Below are 20003 nucleotides of genomic sequence, written 5' to 3' on the forward strand. Positions count from 1 at the left end.
GGTGTGCCCGAACCTAGGCGATGCCGATCAGCTCGTCGCCCGGGTTCACCATATCGCCCTTGGAGACGGCGATGGAAGCCACGGTGCCATCGAACTCGGCGATGAGCTGGTTCTCCATCTTCATGGCCTCGAGCACCATGACGGGGTCGCCCTTGGAGACCTTGTCGCCCACGCTGACCTGGATGTCGACGATCTTGCCGGGCATGGGCGCGGTCTGCACGTTCGCGCCGGCAGGAGCGGAAGCGGTCGCAGCGGCGGGAGCCGGGGCGGCAGCGGGCTCGGGAGCGGGCGCCGCAGCCGGAGCGGCAGCGGGCGCAGGAGCCGGGGCGGCAACAGGGGCCGCGACGGCGTCAGCGGGCGTAGGGACCGGCGCGCCGATCTCCTCCATCTCCACCATGTACTGGGTCCCGTCGATCGAGATCTTGAATTTACGAAGCATGGTCCTCCTCCATCACTTTCTTGTAGACACCTTTGACTACGAACTGGCTGGATTCCAGGGCGCCGGCGGCAATCGACGTGGCGATGCACGAGACGAGTCGGTGCTCGGGGTTCACGACGCTGACGCGGCGAACCACCATCTGGCTATCGGGACGGTCTCCCGCGGCGATGGCCGTGGCGGCAACGACAACCGGGCGATGCTCGGAGGCGTCGACCGGCAGGTACGCGGGAACGGGTTCCCACTCCTCCTTGGGCGCCGCGGGCGCGGCAGGAGCCGCTGCAGGGGCGGGCGCCGGAGCGGGCGCTGCCTGCGCAGGTTCGTCGTTTTTGCGCCTCAACCAATCAAAGAAGCCCATCTATTCACTTCCCCTCGGTTTTTCCTCGGCAATCAACGGTTGATTACCCATTCAGACGTGCCGTGCCAATGAACACTACTTACTTTATATTCGCTCCCGTACCGCCGATTGCACTTTCGTTGTTCGCCGGATCGATACGGGCGCACGTGTATCTATCACCCCAAACTACCTCCCGTTTTCAACTTCTCCATTCTACGAGTGGGTACAGACGCTCCTGCGTTTCCCGTGGATTTCTGCAGGCTTGCGACCGGTGAACGGTAGGCATTCGCGGCGTGAACGGTACCCACCCCAGGGTGTACGTTCGGGCCGTTTTTGATTTATAGGCGTTTACCTGCGCTTTTGTTATTTCTGCAGGTACCTGCTGTTTTTCTACTGTTCCTTCTGCTCGGCCTTCGCGAAAAATTCGCGGATAAACCGTTAATTTTTCAAGCGAGCAAACGGTTGGCGTCCGCTGGTTTTATTGCACGTCGCAGCGACGCGGACCGTATACGTATCTGTCGGCAACCTAATCGGAAAAGGGAAAGGGAAAGGGAAGGGTGAAGTTATGGCTATAACCATCCTCGGTTGGGTCATGATCGCAGTCTTCATGTTCTGCGTTATGGCCAAGAAACTCTCGCCGCTGGTGGCACTGTGCACGATCCCCATGGTGTTCGCGTTCCTCATGCTCGTCGTCACCGGCAACATCGATAAGTGGACGCTGATCGGCGACTGGGTCATGAACGGCCTGGGCACCACTGCGAACACGGGCATCCTGCTGCTGTTCGCCATCCTCTACTTCTCGATCATGCTCGACGCGGGCCTGTTCGACCCCATCACCAAGAAGATGATCGAGTTCGCCAAGGGCGACCCCATGAAGGTCCTCATCGCGACCGCGGTCGTGGCCGCTGCCATCTCGCTGAACGGCGACGGCACCACCACCACGCTCGTGTGCTGCGCGGCCTTCCTGCCCATCTACGAGAAGCTCGGCATGAAGAAGATGAACCTGGCTGTCCTGGTCATTCTTCAGAACACCGTCATGAACCTGCTGCCCTGGGGCGGCCCCACGGCGCGCGCCATGGCCGTCTGCGAGGTCGGCGGCGACATCCTGTCCTACCTCATGCCCGGCATGATCATCTCCGTCATCTTCAACATCGTGGTCGTCGCCCGCTACATGGGTAAGAAGGAGCGCGCTCGCCTCGGCGTGACCGAGTTCACCCGCGAGGAGATCGACGAGCTCTGCGCCATCGACGATCCCGAGACCCTCGAGCTTCGCCGTCCCCAGAACTGGCTGTTCAACGCCATCATGACCGTCGTGCTCATCGCCTGGCTGGTCGCTGGCTCCTTCATCGAGGCCATCTCCCTGCCGAACCAGATGCTGTTCATGCTCGGCACCATCATCGCGCTGCTCGTGAACTACCCCAAGATCAAGGATCAGAACGCCCGTATCGGCGCCAACGGCGGCGACGCGGTGCAGGTCGTCATCCTGATTTTCGGCGCCGGCATCTTCATGGGCCTGTTCCAGGGCGACTCTGAGCTCGGCCTGTCCATGTCCGACGGCGTTGCGCAGTCCCTGATCTACATCATCCCGCAGCAGCTCGCCGGCTTCTGGGGCCTCATCGTCTGCCTCATCTCCGCGCCCGGCACGTTCTTCATCTCGAACGACGGCTTCTACTTCGGCGTCATGCCCGCCATCGCCGAGGCCGGCTACGCCTACGGCTTCACCAACCTGCAGATGGCTCTCGCCTCCCTTATGGGCCAGGCCTTCCACCTGCTCTCCCCGCTCACTGCCTTCATCTACCTGCTCCTGCGCCTGACCGGTCAGGACCTGGGTGAGTGGCAGCGCGCCGCGGGCAAGTGGGCCGCGTGCATCTTCGTGATCTTCGTCATCACGATCATGGCCACGGGTGCCATCCCGCTGTACATCCCGCAGGCATAACATCGCCTGAAGGGATAGAGACAACACTGCTCCCTCTTTCCAGCCGCGGCTGCCATACGGTGGCCGCGGCTTTTTGGTGTCGCGCGGGTGTCGTGACGCCGGGAGGCCACCGCCCGCGCGGCACCCGCGCTCGGTAGCCTCCCGGCGCTCCCCCGCCGGCGCCATGGCCGACACTATGGCCGATACCTTGCGCCGAGCTTGCGCGAACGGGCGCGCGGATTTCTTGCCGCGCGCTGTGATATACGACCGCACGCGCATAAGCCGCCAGCCAACTGCATTGGATTGCTGCGATCGTCGTCGCATGTCACGGCATATTCCCGTATGCGATATTCCCTTCTCATATTCATGCAAATAAGTCGCTACAGTACGCTAAAGCCCGCATCTACCAGTCGCTTCATTCACATTATCGAGTGTTGCGCCGTGTATACTTATCCAGATAAAGTTTTCTTAGCGTTCGGGAGGCGGGTATGGATACAGAACATCTGATGCTCACCCTTTGTGAGTTTCTCGACCTCTCGAAAAACGTGCCGATCAAAGATGTGCTGTACGACGCGTTCCGTCAGGCCATCACGCTGGGCCGCGTGCCCGCCGGCACTGCGATCAACGAGAAGCAGCTCGCCCAGGCCCTCCACATCAGCCGCACGCCCATCCGCGCCGCGCTCGACCAGCTTGCCTCCGACCGTCTGGTCGACCGCAAGCCCGGCAGCGGCGTGACCGTGCGCGGCATCAGCAAGCACGATGCCGAGGAGGTCTACGAGATCCGCGTCGTGCTCGAGGTGCTTGCCACCACAAAGGCCGCTCGCAACATGAACGATGACGATTTCGAGGCCCTGCGTCAGCTGCTCGAAGAGGGCCAGCGCATGAACGCGGCCAACGACGTCGACGGCGTGGTGCGCAACTGGGACGAGTTCAACCAGTTCATCTTCAAGATGGCTGACAGCCCGCGCCTGCAGAGCATCATCGAGCCGCTGCAGGCCTACACCCGCTACTTCCGCAACGTCTCGGCCCGCCCTGAGATTCGCCGCAACGAGGCGATGGAAGAGCACTGGGGAATCTACCTGGCGATGCGTTTCGGGCCGGAGAAGAAGATCGAGCAGGTCGTGCGCACGCACCTGAGGAACTCCTACGGCCTGATCAGCGCGGAAATGGCAGACTGTGGCATCAAGTAATACCGCCGCGCGCCGGACTTGCGACCTGGCGCATCTGGCTGCCGCCTCGCTCGTTGCCGAGGCGCGTCTCACACCGAAACCCGGGCTGGTGGACTGCGCCACGACCGGTGCCCACACCGATATGGACCTCTCCACGTTCATGGCGAGCGCGGCGGCTCTCGAGCCGCTGTTCGCCGAATACGCCGCCGCCGGTGCGGACCTGGGGACCGATGGCCCCGCCGCCCTCGCCCGCGCCATGCGCGACATCGGCATCCGCGCGGAGGCGGCGATGTTCGCCGCGACCGACGGCGTGAACACCCACAAGGGGGCGAACTTCACCTTCGCGCTCGTGCTTGGCGCCACCGGTGCGCTGATGGAAAGCGGCGGCACCGAGATCGCTGCGGGGGCGCTCGACGCGCACGGCACCGAAGCGGTCCTCACCTTGGTGTCGCGCATGGGCGCGGGCCTGCTCGACCACGATGTCCGCGCGCTGCACGAGCGCGTGTCCGCCACAGGTGACACCGCGCAGCTCTCCCACGGCGAGCGGCTGCTGCTCCTGCGCGGCATGCAGGGCGTGCGCGGCGAGGCGGCGCAGGGCTACCCGCAGCTCTCACGCACGCTTCTCCCCTACCTGCGCTCCCATCCGCTCGGCACCCACGCGCCCGGCGCCGCCCGCATCATGCTGCTGCGCGCCCTCGTGAAGCTCATGGCCGACCTGGAGGACACGAACGTCGTCCACCGCGGCGGACCGGAGGCGCTCAGCGCGCACCGTGCCTTCTGCCGTGCGCTCGATGCGCGCGACGTGCCCGACGAGGAGCTCATCGCGACGCTTTCCGCCTACGACGCTGAGCTCATCCGCACGAATGTGAGTCCGGGCGGCGCGGCCGACCTGCTGTCGCTCGGCATTTTCTTCGCCCTGCTCGAGGGCCTCATCACTCAAACCGACATCGCCTACTGATAAAAACGGGGTCCCCGGGCATGCCGGGGACCCCGTCGTTTTAGCTGTCGTGTGCCAGCTTTCCTGCGCTACTCGAAGGTGTAGGGCTTGATCTGGCGGATGACGTCGAGGATTGTGCCGTCGCGCGCCTCGACGATGGCGACGACCTTGTCCTCCCACTGCAGCGGATCGGGCTCGCCCACGATGGAATAGGCCTTCTCCTGCAGCTCCTCGATGGTGACGTGCGGAATGCCGGCGGCGTCCATGCAGTCGATGATGTCCTGGCGGGCCGGGTTCACGGCGGTGCCGTAGTCGGTCACGACGACGTCGACGCACTCGCCCGGGGTCGTCACCGTGGTGACATCCTTGCAGATGGTCGGCATGCGGCCGCGCACGAGCGGCGTGACGATGATGCAGCACTTGGAGCCGGCGGCGGTGTCGGGGTGGCCACCGGGCGCGCCGCGGACCACGCCGTCGGAGCCGGTGATGACGTTCACGTTGAACTTCGTGTCGACCTCGAGGGCCGCGAGGATCATGTAGTCGAGGTAGTTGACGTAGGCACCCTTGTTCGCGGGGTTCGCGTAGTCGCTCACGGTCATCTCGACGTGATCGGGGCGGTCATGCAGGTGCGCGATGGCCTTCGTGTCGAAGTCCTGCGTGTCCACGATCTTGCGGACATAGCCGCGATCCTGCAGGTCGCACATGTTGCCGGTGATGCCACCGAAGGCGACGCCCATCTTGATCTCCTTGGCGTCCATGCGCTCCTCGAGGAAGCGGGTGACGGCCAGAGACGGGCCGCCGGCGCCGGTCTGATAGGAGAAACCGTCGACGAACCACGGGGTGGCCGCGATGATGTCGGCGGCGCGCTCGGCCATCATGAGGTCGCGCGGGTCCTGGGTGACGCGGGCCTCCTTGGTGCCGATGCGCTTGGGGTCACCGATCTCGTCGACCACGACGACGCAGTCGACGTCCTCGCACTTGATCGACGCGGGCACGTTCGGGAACGGCGCCAGCGTATCGGTCAGCACGACGACGCGGTCGGCGTACTTGGAATCGGGGATGGCGTAGCCCATGGAACCGCAGTTGTTCTTGCCGCCGTTGCCGCTGGCGTTGCCCACCTTGTCGCAGGAGGCCGCCGCGAGGAAGGCGATGTCGACGTGCAGCTCACCGGACATCAGGGCACGGGGACGACCGCCGTGGGAGCGGATGATCGCCGGCTCCTTCAGCTTGCCGGCGGAGATGACGTCGCCGATGCGGCCGCGGACGCCGGAGGCCTGGACCTGGACGATGATGCCCTGCTCGATGTAGTCGGCGAGCAGGTTGTGGGCGTCTCCCAGCGAGGTGGCGGCCACGCGCAGGTCCTTGATGCCCATCTCCTCGACGAGCACCTTGCAGACCATGGAGGCGGTGTAATCGCCGTTGCGGAAGGCGTGGTGGAACGAGATGGTCATGCCGTCGTGGGCACCGCACTTCTCGCAGGCCTCGCGGATGGTCGCGCACAGCTTGTCGGGCACGGGCTTCTCATGCATGACGGTGGTCGGCGCATCGCGCTTCAGGACCTGGCCATCCTTGGCGAAGCGGCCCTGGTAGACCTCTTTGCCGTCAACGAGCAGGTAGTCGGGGATATCCCTTCCGACTGCGTTAATCATATCTTGGCTCCTCTCTTACAGATCGCCGTGGTAGACGCCGCACTTCTTGGCGAGCTCGATGATGCGCTCGGCCTCCTTGAAGAACGGCGGATCGACCATCTTGCCGTCGACGACGTACACGCCGACGCCGGCATCGGCCTGCTCGCGGCAGCTGCGCACGATCTTCTCGGAATGGGCGATCTGCTTGGGCGTGGGCGCCAGGCGCTCGTGGACATATGCGATCTGCTTGGGGTTGATGAGGGACTTGCCGTCGAAGCCCATGCGGACGATGAGGTCGACCTCGCGGCGGAAGCCCTCCTCGTCATCCAGGTTGGGATACATGGTGTCGAGGCACTGCACGCCGGCGGCGCGCGCGGCCAGAAGCATCATGGAGCGGGCGGTGTTGATCTCGATGCCGTCGGGCTCGATCTGCACGTGCATGGAGGTGCGGAAGTCGCCGCCGGAGATGGCGCAGCCGAGCATGCGGTCGGATGCGGTGCAGATCTCGTAGGCATTCATGATGCCGAGCGGGCTCTCGAGCGCAGCCATGAGCAGGGTGCGGCCGACCTCGACGCCGAACTCGCGCTCGGCGGCCTCGACGGCGGCCTCGACCTCTTTGACCTGTTCGGCGCTCTCGCACTTCGGGATACGGATGCCGTCGGCACCGCCGGCGACGCACACGCGCACGTCCTCGCGCCAGTACTCGGTATCCGTGCCGTTGATGCGCACGATGACCTCGGTGTCGCCGTAGTCGATCGTGGTCAGCGCATGATACAGGCTGAAGCGGGCGGCGTCCTTCTGGTTGACGGCGACGGCGTCCTCAAGGTCGAGCATGATGGAATCGCAGCCGTAGATGTAGGCGTCCTTGATGAGGCCCGGGCGCTGCGCGTTCATGAACATCATCGTGCGGCGCAGGCGGTCCTTGTTCGGACGCGGACGGGTGATCTTACCTGCCATTACTGGATGACACCTCCCCAGGGGATGTTGACCATAGACGCGTCGCAGCTGCGGAACACCGCGCACTCGACGCGGGCCTTGAGCGTGCAGTCCAGCGCGCCCTTGTCAACGACGGAGATGAGACCGTTCTTCACGCCGAGACGCTCCAGGGTCTCCTCGACCGTGGCCTTGATCTGGCGACCGTACTGATTGATGACGCTGCTCTCGATGACGATCTCGAGCGTGTCTGCAGGCGATACGGTCACTTGGGCGTCGCTCGACTCGAGCGTGCCGGCCATTGCGGTCTTCTCGATAACCATTCGCACTCCCTTCCGTTGCGCCCGGGCGCGCGCCGGGATTGAGCTGCTCCCGGCGCGCGCCCGGGCTCGTGAGCTTTGCACGTCGCGGATATCATAGAAGATTCAAGGATTACTTATTGGGTTGTTTAGTCTTCTTTTTCAGTCGTATGGGGAATACCTTCAGAATTGAGTGTTTCTCAGGTGTATTTCTACCGCTCAGCGTAACGTAGCATCCGCTCGCTTGTTTTTCTTCTGTCTCTCCTTATAGCATTCCAATTTGTAATGTTTAATCATTACAGGCTTGACTGTATGGAACGGCATATTTCACCTGTTAAGAGGGCCGAACGATGGAGAAGGCACCTGTTCGGCTCCAGAATATCGTCCGTTTTGGCCGTCATTGCTCACTTCTCGCCACCCATGCGTCGGGAGGGGAGCGCACAGGCGGGCAGTCCCATCGCGCTGCGCCCAATTGTTCTTGCGCTGTTCTAGCTGGTGGGATACCGCCTGTGGCGGCTTATTCGCACGGCGCATTGCATAAAATATGCCGTGCCGGCCTTGGTCGCCGCGGTAAGCGTGCATATCGACCGCCCTATCGGCGCCTCCGGCTCTTGCGAAAGGAGAATCCCCATGGATGAAAAGGACTTTGCGCTCCTGCACGTACTGAAAGAGTGCGGCAACATCACCCATGCGGCCGACCGGCTCTACCTCACGCAGTCGGCGCTCTCCAAGCGCATCAAGGCCATCGAGCGCGAACTCGGGTGCGATATCGTCCTGCGCACGCGCAAGGGCGTGCGCTTCACGCCCGCCGGTGAGCTCGCCCTCGCGCACACCGCCCAAGCGGCCCATGAGCTCGAGCTGTTGCGCCGCGAGCTCGACGCCGCGCAGGACACCATCTGCGGCACCCTGAACGCCGGCTTTGCGCTCAACTACTCCTTCATGCATCTGCCGCAGCTGCTGACCGAATACCACCGCCGCTATCCCCAGGTGCAGCTCAACATCGTGACCGCCAAAAGCCGTGACCTGCATGCGATCCTGCAGCGCAACGAGCTTGACGTGGCGGTCCTGCGCGGCGAGTTTCCCTGGGACGGCATGCAGTACCTGCTGTCGCAGGAGCGGATATGCGCCGTGTGCACACATGAGAACGAGCACACGCCGCTCTCGGAGCTCACCTACATCAACCACACCACCGACATCGCGCACACCGCGCTCATGACGCGCTGGCTGCACGAGAACAACCTCGCCCAGACCGCGAGCCGCATCAACGTCAGCGATCTCATGACCTGCCAGGAGCTGGTCAAGCGGGGTATCGGCTGGGCACTTCTGCCCGAGGTCGTGCTCGCGGGATTCGACGGCTGCGTGCGCCCCTGCACGTTCTCCAACGGCGAGCCGTTCATCCGCCGCATGTACATTGACTGCCAGAAGGAGGCCGAGCAGCTCCCGCAGGTACAGGCGCTCGTCGACCTCATCAAGGAGCAATATGCGCATCGCTCGAACGCCGGCGTGATCGGCACCGCGGTGTCGCCGGCGACCGCGCTCTCCGATCTGCCGTAGCGGGCGCGATTCCCCGCCGGCGCGCGAGCGCCCCCGGTGGCCGCCCCGCACGTTCTCACGAAAGGATTCCCATGGACGAGTACACCATCTCCAAGGTTTGGCCATCAGATTCCGCAACCCTCGCCAAGGTGGACGCCCTGCTGGAGCGGGAGGGGATCCAGCGCGATGCCAACCTCGACTACACCTGCGTCATCCAGGATGACGACATGAACGTGATCGCCACGGGCAGCTGCTTCGGCAACACGCTGCGCTGCCTGGCAGTCGATGATCGTTACCAGGGCGAAGGGCTCATGAACAAGCTCATCACGCACCTGATGGACGTGCAGTACGAGCGCGGGAACACCCATCTGTTCGTCTACACGAAAGTCGGCTCCGCCAAGTTCTTCTGCGACCTCGGCTTCAAGGAGATCGCCCGCGTCGACGGCATGCTCGTGTTTCTTGAGAACCGCGCGAACGGCTTTTCATCCTACCTGCGCGGCCTCGAGGCCACAAAGCACCCCGGCACCGCGGGAGCCGTCATCCTGAACGCAAACCCCTTTACGCTGGGCCATCGCCACCTTGTCGAGGTGGCTGCGGCCGCGGTCGACACGCTGCACGTGTTCGTGGTCAGCGAGGATGCGAGCCTCGTACCGTTCGCTGTGCGCAAGAAGCTCGTGTGCGAGGGCGTCGCGGACCTGAACAACGTCGTGGTCCACGATTCGGGTCCCTACATCATCTCGTCGGCGACGTTTCCGAGCTACTTCCTGAAAGATGACGCCAAGGTGAACGAGGGGCATGCGCGACTCGACATAACGGTGTTCGAGCGCATCGCCGCCGCCCTCGGCATCACGCGGCGCTTCGTGGGCGAGGAGCCCACGAGCCAGGTTACGGGCATCTACAACCGGGTAATGCTCGAGGAGCTGCCGCGCGTGGGAATCGAGGTCACCGTCGTGCCGCGCCTGGCGATCGACGGCGCGCCCGTGAGCGCCTCGACCGTCCGGCGCGCCCTGCAGAGGGGCGACCTCGAGCGCGTGCGCGCGCTCGTGCCTGAGAGCACCTACCGCTATTTCGCCAGCGCCGACGCCGCTCCGGTGATCGAGCGTATCCGCACCGCGGGCAACGTCGCGCACTACTGATACATCCGTGGTTCCTTTCGCGGCGGGGCGGCGTGTCACGATGAACATCGCGACATGCCGCCCCATCCTATTTGTCATCATCTCCCCATTGCACCGGAGAACATATCGTCGTTAGAATTGTTGACATGTCAACTATTACCATACGACCGTGTCAGGACCCTATGGAACTCGTTCACATTCTCGTTACGCTTCTCGTCGCCATCGCCGGATTCCTCATCGGCCGGCGCATCGGCATCCCGGTTCCCGCCATGATCGGCAGCATGCTTGCCGTCGGCATCTTCAGCGCCTTTACCGGGTTCGCCCTCATGCCCACGCCCATCAAGATGTTCTCACAGGGCATCTCCGGCGCGTTCATCGGGATGTCGGTCACCCGGCGCGACGTGCGCAACATTCCCCACATGGTCAAACCCCTCATCATGCTGCTCGTCATGCTCACCGCCAACACCATCGTGCTGGGCTTCGTGTTCCATCTCGTGTTCGGCTGGGACCTTATGACCGGCTTGCTCTCCTGCGTGGCGGGCGGTATCGCTGACGTCTCGCTTATCGCCATGGACATGAATGCCGACGCGAGCACCGTCGCCATCATGCAAACGATCCGCCTTGCGAGCGTTCTCGCTATCTTCCCCACCTGGATCTCCTTCATGACGCGCGACCAGCCCGAATGCGAACACGAACCGCTCGACATGTCCCAGGAGGGCAGCGACACCATCCTCGACCGTATCGTCAACACACCGCGCAAGCGCACCGTGTTCACGTTGGTCGTGAGCGTTGTCTGCGGAGCAGCCGGCTATATGTCCGGTGTGCCCGCCGGCGCGCTCCTGTTCTCGCTGATCGGCGTTGCCGCCCTCAACCTCACGACCGATGCCACCCGCATGCCCATGTCCATCAAGCGCATGGCGCAGGTGCTGGCCGGCAGCCTTGTGGGTTCGACCGTGACGCCGGACACCATCTCGCACCTGGGATCGCTCATCGGGCCGATCGTCATCATGTTCGTCATGTACATGTTCGTGAACTTCCTGTTCTCGCTGATCGCGAGCAGGACCGGCATGCTCGATATGCGCAGCGCGCTGTTCGCCTCATCGCCTGGCGGCGCGAGCGACATGGCCCTCATCGCCGCGGACCTCGGAGCCGACCTCACGAAGATCGCGGTCCTGCAGATCTTCCGCGCCGCCTACGCCGCCGGCATCATGCCGCAGGTCGCGAACCTCGTTGTCCATCTCGCAGAAGGCGCCCTTTAACCTGCGTGCTCCCAGGCGACGACGCTCCGGCGAAACCATGCATGAGCCTACCGCTCCAGGGCGATCTTTATGCGGCCCCAAGCGGCACCTTCGACGCCGACCCCGACCCGCTGGACAAAAACGCTTTGAGTGGGACTCCACATAGAACCGGTGGGTATTTAGCGCACCCATTAAGGGCTATTTTCATTCACGTCATACTTTATTATCGCAGATGCTCTAGTGAAAATATACACAGGTGCCTAATCAAATGCGACGATGCCTCATGCATAGGTCCCACTCAAGGCCTTTTTGTCCAGAGGAGGTCCGCCCGCCCCTTCCGGACTCCCCCTGCACAGCAAAACGGGGGCCGTAGGCCCCCGTTTTCCAATCATGCTGTAGGCGTGCGCCCGCTACTCGGCCTTCATCAGGCCCAGCTCGCGCATCTTGACGCGATAGGCCTCGGCGATGATATCGCACGTGCCCTCGACACCGAACAGCGCGCGGTTGACCACCAGGTCCTTATGCGCGCGCAGCTTCGTCTTGCCCGCGGAGTAACGCTTGTAGAACAGCTCGCGGTTGCGCTGCATCTTCTTGATGCGCTTGAGCGCCTGCGACTCGGTGATGCCCCGGCGTTTGCACACGATCTCGACGCGCTCCTCGAGCGGCGCCGTCACGTACACGTTGATCAGGTTCGGGTTATCGCGCAGGATGTAGTCCGAAAGACGCCCGATGATGATGCACGACTCGCTCGAACCCACGTCGAGAATGACCTGCTTCAGGCTCTCGAACAGCTGGTCGGCCAGCGTGCGGGAATCGAAGCGGTCCGGCAGGAACGCCATCATCTCGGCGGCGACGCTCTCGTCGTACGGGGCCACCTTGTCCACAACCGTGTCGGCGCGGCGCGCGGCGCGGATCAGCAGCTCGTTATCGTAGAGCGGAATGCCCAGCCGCTCCTGCAGCGCGATGCCGATCTCGTGGGCATCGGTGCCGTATTCGCGCGCGATGGTGATGACCACCGGGTACTCCAGGCTACCCTCCTCGGTGGGAGCACCGAGGTTCTCGTTGTTGTACAGATCCTGGGCGAGAAGTTTGGAAACATCCCGCTTCTTCTTGCTCGAATCCGCCATAATCTGCCTTCCAATCTGCCAGGGCATGTGCCCGGACGCTCGTCGTCGATTACGCGGCCACCACGCGGCGCTGGTAGGCGCGCACGATCAGCGAGATACCGAAGTTCAACACGAAGTATAGCAAGAACACGAAACCGTACAGCAGCAGCACCTGGGAGAGGTCGCTCGTGTAGCCCATGACGACCTTGGCGGAGAACATGAACTCCATCACGTTGATGCCGGCAAGGTACGAGGAGTCCTTGATGACCGTCGTGCACTGGGAGAACAGCGCCGGGATGATCGTCTTGAACGTCTGGGGCAAGATGATCAGGCGCATGCTGGCGAAGAAGCCGAAGCCCTGCGACTTCGCCGCCTCGAACTGGCTTTTGGGAATCGAGTTCAGGCCTCCGCGGATGATCTCGGCCATGACCGCCGAGGTGAAGATCGTGAAGGCGAGGACCGAGATGAAGATATCGCTGCCTTTCACCGTGAAGTAGATGAAGAGGATCCACAGCAGGTTCGGCGTGCAGCGGAACAGCTCGATGTAGGCGCTCACGAGCCACTTGAAGGGGGTCAGCTTGCCCACGCAGTACTGCTTGACCAGCGCGAGCACCGTACCCAACAGGATCGAGAAGATGATGGCGAGGACCGAGATCTGAATGGTCTTGACGAATCCCGCCATGATGAACGAGACGTTTGCGGGGGTGAAGATCTCCATGCGCTACGCCTCCTTTGCGGGCTCGGGGGCGGGGGTGATGCCCGGGATGTTCTTGGCGCGCGGACGGCGCTTGGAGCGGCGCTCGAGCCACTGGACCAGGATGGCCAGCGGGAAGCAGATGATGAAATACAGCACGCAGGCCATGATGTAGCCCTGCAGGTAGCCGTAGGTCGACACGAAGTTGTCCGCGTTGTACATGAGGTCGCCGCCAGCGATGAGCGCGAGCACCGAGGTGTTCTTCACGAGGTTGAGCGCCTGGTTGCACAGCGGCGGCAGGATGACCTTGAACGTCTGCGGCAGGATGATGTAGCTATACGCCTGCACGCGCGTGAAGCCCTGCGAAAGCGCCGCCTCCATCTGGCCGCGGGGCACGGACTCGATGCCCGTGCGGATGACCTCGGAAATGTAGGCCGCGTGATACAGGCCGACGCCGAGCGCGCCGATGGCAAAGGCCGACAGGCGCACGGGGCTTTCGGCGCCCGTGATCATCTGCAGCACGCGCGGACCGGCCATGTAGTAGAAGAAGACCTGTACCGGCAGCGGTGTGTTCTGGAAGAACTCAACGTAGATGCGGCTGATGAGTCGCAGCACGCGCGAACGCGTTGTCGAGAAGACGCCCAAGATGGTGCCCAGCACGAGCGAGATCAGCAAGCCGGCAACGACCACCTGCAGGGTGAAGGCAAAGCCCTCCCACAGCGCAGGCATCTCCGCCATCGTGATCTCCCAACGCTTGGCGTCTAGCAGCCCGTCGAGCATATCTCTCCTTTCCAATCTGTCTCAAGATGAGACCGGTGCGCAGTGAAGCAAGCGCACGGGCATGATTCCCACGAACCAGCCTTGTCTGAAGACAACACAGGGGCGGACGTCTTTTTCGGCGTCCGCCCCGCAGTAGCTATCGGCTACGATTAGGCGCTCGCGCCCAGCCAGGTGGTGATCTCCTCGTCCATCCAGCCGTCATCGAGCAGCGAGGTAACGGTCTCCTCGACGACGTCGGACAGGTCGGAGCCCTTCTTGGTGGCGATGCCGTAGTCCTGCGTGCCGAACTCGATGTCGGGCTGGACGAGCTCCTTCTGGTCGTTCATATAGGTGTTCAGCGTGGAGCGGTCCATGGCGAAGGCGTCGATGTTGCCGGACTCGAGCGCGGAGTTGATGGACGGGTAGTCCGGGTACTCCTTGAACTCGGGCGTGGCGTCGATGCCCTTCTCCTCGAACATGGTGAGGATGGCGTCCTTGGTGGTGGAACCCTGGGACACGCCGATGATCTTGCCGTCGAAGTCGGCCATCTCGGCGATGCCGGAGGACTTCATGACCATGATGCCCACGGAGTCGGTGCGGTAGGACGTGGAGAAGTCCCAGTCCTCCTCACGCTCGGGCGTGATGGTGTAGGTGGCGCACACGATGTCGAGGGAGTCGTTGTCGATGAGCGGGCCGCGGGTCTTGGGGGTCACGGTCGTGAACTCGCAGAGCTTCTTCTCCTTGGCCTCGTCGTAGGAAACGCCCAGGACCGCCGCGGCGATCTGATAGCATAGGTCGATCTCCAGGCCCTCATACTCGTTCGTCTCGGTGTTGAGGTAACCATAGCCCAAGACGTCGGCCTTGACGCCGCAGTTGAGCTTACCGCGGCTCTTGATGGCCTCGAGCTTGGAATCGGAGCTCGACGTGGAACCTGAGCCCGTGTCGCCGCCGCCGCAGCCGGACAGCGCGCTTGCGCCTGCCGCCGCCACGATGCCGAGGCCGCAGACCTGCAGGAAATTGCGACGAGAGATGTTCTTCATAATCGGTACCCCTTCCAGTTTTCGGTACGGATATCGCCTACTGCGGCCCGCGCCGCAGGGGCTTCAAGAAGATGGCGCCAGTTCGGGGCGTGCGCCCGTGCTGTGCCGATGAGTTAGTGCAGGATCTTGTTGAGGAAGTCCTGGCAGCGGGGATTCTGAGGGTTCGTGAAGAAGTGCTCAGGCGTGCCCTCCTCCAGAATCTGGCCGTCGTCCATGAAGATGACGCGATCGGCGACCTGCTTGGCGAAATTCATCTCGTGCGTGACGCAGACCATGGTGATGTTCTCCTGGGCGAGCTCGATCATAACGTCGAGCACCTCCTGGATCATCTCCGGGTCGAGCGCCGAGGTGGGCTCGTCGAACAGGATGATGGGCTGCTTCGTGCACATGGCACGCGCGATGGCGACACGCTGCTGCTGGCCGCCGGAGAGGTTCTGCGGATACTCGCCCGCCTTCGCAGCCAGACCGACGCGCTCGAGCGCGGCCATGGCGGCGCGGGTCGCCTCCTCCTTGCTCTTCTTCTGGAGCTTGATGGGGGCAAGCGTCAGGTTCCCGAGCACGGTCATGTTCGGATACAGATTGAACTGCTGGAACACCATGGAGCTGTACTTGCGGGCCATCTCCAGGTGGTTCTTCTTCGTCAGGGGGATGCCATCGATAACGACCTCGCCGCTCGTGGGCTCCTCGAGGTAATCGATGCAGCGGATAAGCGTCGACTTGCCGGAACCGGAGGGCCCGATGACCACGAGCTTCTCGCCCGCCTTGACGGTCAGGTTGATGTCCTTCAGGACGTGCAGGTCGCCGAAGTACTTATTCAGCCCGCGAATTTCGATCATATCGGCCATGAACTCGGTTTCCTTCCTTCTTCGCCGGATGCGCGCGCATTCCCGACCGCCCGCCAAGCAGGTGGTTCTGAGGTTCGCGGCTCATCTATTGTACGGTCGCGTGCGAGTGGGTCCCATTGTTTACGGACACCCGCAACGAGTCGGTAATCGAACAGTTACATATGGCCTCAAGTGTAGCGCATACGGAATATTCGATAAAAGTTTGCCCACACACGACACGTGCGCATTCTTTTACCCTCGTGAAGAACCATTATACGCACCGCTTGGCTACAGTGTTTGCAGGGAGATTTTTGAAACAGTTTGGTTACCTGCGACAATGTCGACACCCCTGCGGGCGCTCTCCCCCACCGATTTAACATGAGCGGGGCTCTTGCGGCACGAAATATACACTAATCAACATGTATGCACGTGGATGACGTTGCACCACAATATATAGGGGCGGGCCCGCTGACGAACGGATTGTCCGCCAGCGGGTCCGCCATCGTTTCCACGCGCTTCCGCGGGTGAGAAATCTCCCCAGACCGCACGCTATGCGAGGCGCGCACCGACCTCCTTAGCGGCGAGAGGCTTGTCAAAATTGCCACCCGTCGCCTTGCCCAGCGCGCCCATGACGCGACCCATGTCCTTCTTGCTCGTCGCACCGATCTCGGCGATGGTCTTATCGATCAGTTCGATAAGACCATCGCCGGTCACCTGCGCGGGCAGTAGGCTCTCGAGGATCTTGACCTGCTCGGTCAGGGTGTCGGTGCGCTCCTGGTTGTTGGCGGCCTTGATGGACATCTCCAGCGTCTCGCTCGTCTGCTTGATGAGACGCTTGATCATGTTGTTAACATCCTCTTCGGTCGCGTCGCGGCGCTCGTTGACCTCGAGGTTCTTCACCTCGCCGATCACCTGGCGGATGATGGACAGGCGCGTCTTGTCCTTAGCCTTCATGGCCGCGACCATCTCGTTGTGCAGCTCTTCGCTTGTCATGGGTGTCTCCCCTTCTCTGCGGCATCGAATCTCTTCGCCCATTCTACCCGTCTTCTTGCAGACGCTTGCCCGGTACGGCGGGCTGCGCATCGCCGCACAGTCTCACGCGGTACGACGAAGGGCCGAGGCGACGCCCCGACCCTTCGACACAGACATGCGGTTTTCGGCTGCGCTACTCGGCGCTACCCGTCGATTTCGTCACGCCCTCGAGGCTGACGTCGTAGGGGACGTCCTCGGGCATGGGGTTGATCTGGAGGTCAGCCTTCTCCTTGTAGTCGTTCCACCAAGTGGTGTACGCCTCGCTTTGCGCCTGGGTCTTCACGATGTTGGAGATATAGTCGCGAATCTCCTCGGGTACCTGGTCGATGGAGGTAATGTCACCGTCGACGTGGAAGTAGTCGGTGCACTTGATGATGTGATAGCCGTAGGTGGTCTCGACGATCTCGCTCACCTGGTCGACAGAGAGCTGCGACAGGGCGTCCTGGTACTCGGTCACAAAGCTCGTGAGCTTGTCCCAGCCCACGTCGCCGCCGTCATCCTTGGAACCGGTGTCATCGGAGTACTGCTCGACGGCGTCCTCGAAGGACAGCTCGCCGGAGTTGATCTTGTCGAGAGCCTCCTGGGCCTTCGCCTTGGCTTCGGCCTTCTCCTCGTCGGTGGCGTCGGAGTCCACGGAGATGAGCAAGTTGGAGGAGCGGCGGGCGTCGTTGTAGGTGTCGAGGTTCTCGTTCAGGTAGTCGATGATCTGCTGGTCGGTCGGGTCCTCGGCAGGAGCCACGGCCTCCTTCAGCTTGTCCTGCGCGAGGCTGTTCTTCAGGCTCGACTTGTAGGAGTCCTCGGTGTAGCCGTAGCTCTTGAGCTGCTCGAGGAACTCGTCCTCGCCGCCGTAGCTCGAGCATGCGTACTGCCAGGCCTCCTCGACCTCCTCGTCGGTGACGGTGATGTCGTGCTCGTTGATGGCGGCCTGCTGCAGGTACTGGTCGGCATAGTTGTTGATGACCTGCTCGCGGTAGCTCTCAGGGGTGAGGTCGTTGTCCACGAGGTACTGCGCCCAGCTGCCGTTGCTGCCGTAGCCGTAGGCGTTGCGAACAGCCATGATCTGTTTGGTGATGGTGTCCTCGGTGATGTTCACGCCCTTGACCGTAGCCGCCACGCCGCCGGTGAGCTTGTAATCCTCCTGCGAGGTGACCTGGTTGAGCACGCCGGAGCACGCCATGGCGGTCACGGAAAGCAGCATGGCAGCGCAGCCGATGATCACGACCACGATCATAACGATCTTGCGGACCTTCTCCTTATGGCCCTTCTTCTGCTCGCCCTTGGCCTTGGGGGACGTCGCGGCGTCCTCGGGCTTCGATGCGTCGTCGCGCTTGATGCGCGGACTCTTGTTCATCATGGGTAACCCTTTCCAGCTATGGCGATCGCGCGGGCGCGCGACGCGTGCGCCAGCAGATGGCGCATGGTGTTACGTGCAAACTTTCGCTATTGTCGCACAGGGGGCCGACTCCGACCACAGCTGCAGGCGATAACCACAGAGCGCATACGCCGCACCAGGCGGCTCGACCCCGCTTTGAGCGTCCTTTGAACCCGATTACCAACCTCGACCCCCTCCTTTCAGTACATTTTCGAGCGGAATTGCTGTAGCCAATTGTTTAAATAATATTTTTTATTTTGTAGTCGATATTCTTTGTTGTCTGCAATGCCATCTTCAGATTGGGGCCCGAAGAAGTACTGAAAGTAGGGGGTCGCCGTATTATAGACCCCCTCCAGGCGCCTTCCGATTATGAAAACGGGGCCGGAATGGCGTCCATCCCGGCCCCGAAGGCATGTGAAGTAGGTTCGCGAGCGCCCAAGGGGCGCGCCCGCACCTTAGTCGACGGCCTGGGCGAGCTTCTCAGCGCGGTCGGCCGCGGCGAGCGCGTCGATCACGGTGCTCAGCTGGTCGCCCAGCAGCACACCGTTGTACGTGGAGTTGAAACCGATGCGGTGGTCGGTCACGCGATCCTGCGGCTGGTTGTACGTGCGAATCTTCTCCGAACGGTTGCCGTGGCCGATCTGCGAGGAGCGCTCGGCACCGAGCTCGGCCTGCTGCTTCTCGAGCTCCATCTCGTACAGGCGGGCGCGCAGCATCTGCATGCAGACCTCACGGTTCTGAATCTGCGAGCGCTGCTCCTGCGACTGCACCACCGTATTGGTGGGCAGGTGCGTGATGCGGACCGCCGAATACGTGGTGTTCACGCACTGGCCGCCGGGGCCGGAAGCGCAGTAGGTGTCGATGCGCAGGTCGGACTGGTTGATCTGGATGTCGATCTCGTCGGCCTCGGGCAGGACGGCGACCGTGGCCGTGGAGGTCTGGATGCGGCCCTGGCTCTCGGTCTTCGGCACGCGCTGCACGCGGTGCACGCCGCTCTCGTACTTCATGACGGAGTAGACCTTGTCGCCGGACACCTTGAACTCGATGGACTTGAAGCCGCCGGCGTCGCTCGGGCTCGAGTCGAGCACCTCGAGCTTCCAGCCCTGGTGCTCGCAGAAGCGCTGATACATCTTGAACAGATCGCCCGCGAAGATGGCCGCCTCGTCACCGCCCGCGGCGGAACGGATCTCGACGATGGTGTTCTTCTCGTCGTTCGGGTCGCCCGGGATGAGCATGAACTTGATGTCTTCCTCGAGCTTGGGAAGCTTGGCCTCGTTGGCGGCGATGTCCTCCTGCAGCATGGCCTTCTCGTCCGGATCGGACGTATCGTGCTGCATCTCCTTGGCGGTCTCGATGTCATCGAGCGCCGTCAGGTACTCGCGCGCCGCCGTCACCAGCGGGGTCTGGTGCGCGTACTCCTTGTTGAGGCGGGTGTACTCCTTGATGTCAGCGGCCACGGAGGGGTCGGCGAGCTTACGCTCGAGCTCCTCGTAGGCGATGATGAGTTTCTCCAGCTTGTCGCGCATGGGGTCTCCTTCGTGTCCGACAAGATCGCGCCGGTACGCGGGCGGCAAACCGAGCGCGCACCGCGGCCTGCATGCAGGCGATCTCGCATGGCTCTACATACGTATTCAGT

The 20003-nt window shown here is 62.7% G+C and carries 19 protein-coding genes; 6 read left to right on the forward strand and 13 right to left on the reverse strand.

Annotated elements, in window-relative coordinates; genetic code table 11:
- Window positions 1–13 precede the first annotated feature (13 nt).
- Window positions 14–439: a biotin/lipoyl-containing protein gene (locus H6A21_RS06435; protein ID WP_204561505.1), complete on the reverse strand. Its 426-nt coding sequence runs from the start codon at window positions 437–439 to the stop codon at window positions 14–16.
- Window positions 429–794 (reverse strand): hypothetical protein, encoded by a 366-nt coding sequence (locus tag H6A21_RS06440; RefSeq protein WP_204561506.1) that lies wholly within the window; start codon window positions 792–794, stop codon window positions 429–431. Before H6A21_RS06440 ends, H6A21_RS06435 begins: the two co-directional genes overlap by 11 nt.
- A 544-nt stretch (window positions 795–1338) precedes the next feature.
- Between H6A21_RS06440 and H6A21_RS06445 the strand changes: the two genes are divergently transcribed.
- The 3 genes from H6A21_RS06445 (at window position 1339) to H6A21_RS06455 (ending at window position 4815) form a co-directional block, all read left to right on the forward strand.
- Window positions 1339–2709, forward strand: a complete 1371-nt coding sequence (locus H6A21_RS06445; protein WP_204561508.1) for a CitMHS family transporter — start codon at window positions 1339–1341, stop codon at window positions 2707–2709.
- A 467-nt stretch (window positions 2710–3176) separates the two neighbouring features.
- On the forward strand, window positions 3177–3878 hold the full coding sequence (locus tag H6A21_RS06450; RefSeq protein WP_204561510.1) for a GntR family transcriptional regulator: 702 nt from the start codon (window positions 3177–3179) through the stop codon (window positions 3876–3878).
- A complete protein-coding gene (locus H6A21_RS06455; RefSeq protein ID WP_204561512.1) occupies window positions 3865–4815 on the forward strand; it encodes a triphosphoribosyl-dephospho-CoA synthase in 951 nt (316 codons plus the stop codon). Before H6A21_RS06450 ends, H6A21_RS06455 begins: the two co-directional genes overlap by 14 nt.
- Window positions 4816–4883: 68 nt before the next feature.
- On the opposite strand, the gene citF is transcribed toward H6A21_RS06455, so the two are convergent.
- Genes citF through citD form a run of 3 tightly spaced genes read right to left on the reverse strand, consistent with a single transcriptional unit; the run spans window position 4884 to window position 7678 of the window.
- Entirely contained in the window at window positions 4884–6443 is a 1560-nt protein-coding gene (gene citF / locus H6A21_RS06460) for a citrate lyase subunit alpha (protein ID WP_204561514.1), read from the reverse strand.
- A gap of 15 nt (window positions 6444–6458) precedes the next feature.
- The gene (locus H6A21_RS06465; protein ID WP_204561516.1) at window positions 6459–7379 is read right to left on the reverse strand and encodes an aldolase/citrate lyase family protein; all 921 of its coding nucleotides are present in this window, start codon (window positions 7377–7379) and stop codon (window positions 6459–6461) included.
- The gene (gene citD, locus H6A21_RS06470; RefSeq protein WP_204561518.1) at window positions 7379–7678 is read right to left on the reverse strand and encodes a citrate lyase acyl carrier protein; all 300 of its coding nucleotides are present in this window, start codon (window positions 7676–7678) and stop codon (window positions 7379–7381) included. The genes H6A21_RS06465 and citD overlap by 1 nt, the downstream gene beginning before the upstream one ends.
- A gap of 606 nt (window positions 7679–8284) precedes the next feature.
- On the opposite strand from citD, the gene H6A21_RS06475 reads away from it, so the two are divergent.
- The 3 genes from H6A21_RS06475 to H6A21_RS06485 all read left to right on the forward strand — a co-directional run bounded on the left by H6A21_RS06475 (window position 8285) and on the right by H6A21_RS06485 (window position 11561).
- On the forward strand, window positions 8285–9208 hold the full coding sequence (locus H6A21_RS06475; RefSeq protein WP_204561520.1) for a LysR family transcriptional regulator: 924 nt from the start codon (window positions 8285–8287) through the stop codon (window positions 9206–9208).
- Window positions 9209–9279: 71 nt separating this feature from the next.
- Window positions 9280–10323 (forward strand): [citrate (pro-3S)-lyase] ligase, encoded by a 1044-nt coding sequence (citC, locus tag H6A21_RS06480; RefSeq protein WP_204561521.1) that lies wholly within the window; start codon window positions 9280–9282, stop codon window positions 10321–10323.
- Window positions 10324–10484: 161 nt separating this feature from the next.
- Window positions 10485–11561 (forward strand): AbrB family transcriptional regulator, encoded by a 1077-nt coding sequence (locus tag H6A21_RS06485; protein ID WP_204561524.1) that lies wholly within the window; start codon window positions 10485–10487, stop codon window positions 11559–11561.
- A gap of 389 nt (window positions 11562–11950) precedes the next feature.
- Here H6A21_RS06485 and H6A21_RS06490 read toward each other — a convergent pair whose 3' ends face one another.
- The 8 genes from H6A21_RS06490 to prfA all read right to left on the reverse strand — a co-directional run bounded on the left by H6A21_RS06490 (window position 11951) and on the right by prfA (window position 19893).
- Complete coding sequence (locus H6A21_RS06490; protein ID WP_204561526.1) at window positions 11951–12667, reverse strand: AAA family ATPase; 717 nt, start codon at window positions 12665–12667, stop codon at window positions 11951–11953.
- Window positions 12668–12716: 49 nt separating this feature from the next.
- The gene (locus H6A21_RS06495) at window positions 12717–13364 is read right to left on the reverse strand and encodes an amino acid ABC transporter permease (protein WP_204561529.1); all 648 of its coding nucleotides are present in this window, start codon (window positions 13362–13364) and stop codon (window positions 12717–12719) included.
- A 3-nt stretch (window positions 13365–13367) separates the two neighbouring features.
- The gene (locus H6A21_RS06500) at window positions 13368–14120 is read right to left on the reverse strand and encodes an amino acid ABC transporter permease (RefSeq protein ID WP_204561532.1); all 753 of its coding nucleotides are present in this window, start codon (window positions 14118–14120) and stop codon (window positions 13368–13370) included.
- Between the two features lie 149 nt (window positions 14121–14269).
- Complete coding sequence (locus tag H6A21_RS06505) at window positions 14270–15139, reverse strand: transporter substrate-binding domain-containing protein (protein ID WP_204561534.1); 870 nt, start codon at window positions 15137–15139, stop codon at window positions 14270–14272.
- Between the two features lie 113 nt (window positions 15140–15252).
- Window positions 15253–15984, reverse strand: coding sequence for an amino acid ABC transporter ATP-binding protein (locus H6A21_RS06510; RefSeq protein ID WP_275051974.1), 732 nt, complete (start codon window positions 15982–15984; stop codon window positions 15253–15255).
- A 528-nt stretch (window positions 15985–16512) separates the two neighbouring features.
- Window positions 16513–16956, reverse strand: a complete 444-nt coding sequence (locus tag H6A21_RS06515) for a GatB/YqeY domain-containing protein (RefSeq protein ID WP_204561537.1) — start codon at window positions 16954–16956, stop codon at window positions 16513–16515.
- Between the two features lie 172 nt (window positions 16957–17128).
- Window positions 17129–18349 carry a peptidylprolyl isomerase gene (locus tag H6A21_RS06520; protein WP_239462708.1) on the reverse strand — a complete coding sequence of 407 codons (1221 nt, stop codon included), beginning with the start codon at window positions 18347–18349 and terminating at the stop codon, window positions 17129–17131.
- Between the two features lie 473 nt (window positions 18350–18822).
- Complete coding sequence (gene prfA / locus H6A21_RS06525; RefSeq protein WP_204561540.1) at window positions 18823–19893, reverse strand: peptide chain release factor 1; 1071 nt, start codon at window positions 19891–19893, stop codon at window positions 18823–18825.
- Window positions 19894–20003 lie beyond the last annotated feature (110 nt).

The sequence above is a fragment of the Collinsella tanakaei genome (genome assembly GCF_016902615.1).
In the GTDB taxonomy this organism is placed as follows: domain Bacteria; phylum Actinomycetota; class Coriobacteriia; order Coriobacteriales; family Coriobacteriaceae; genus Collinsella; species Collinsella tanakaei_A.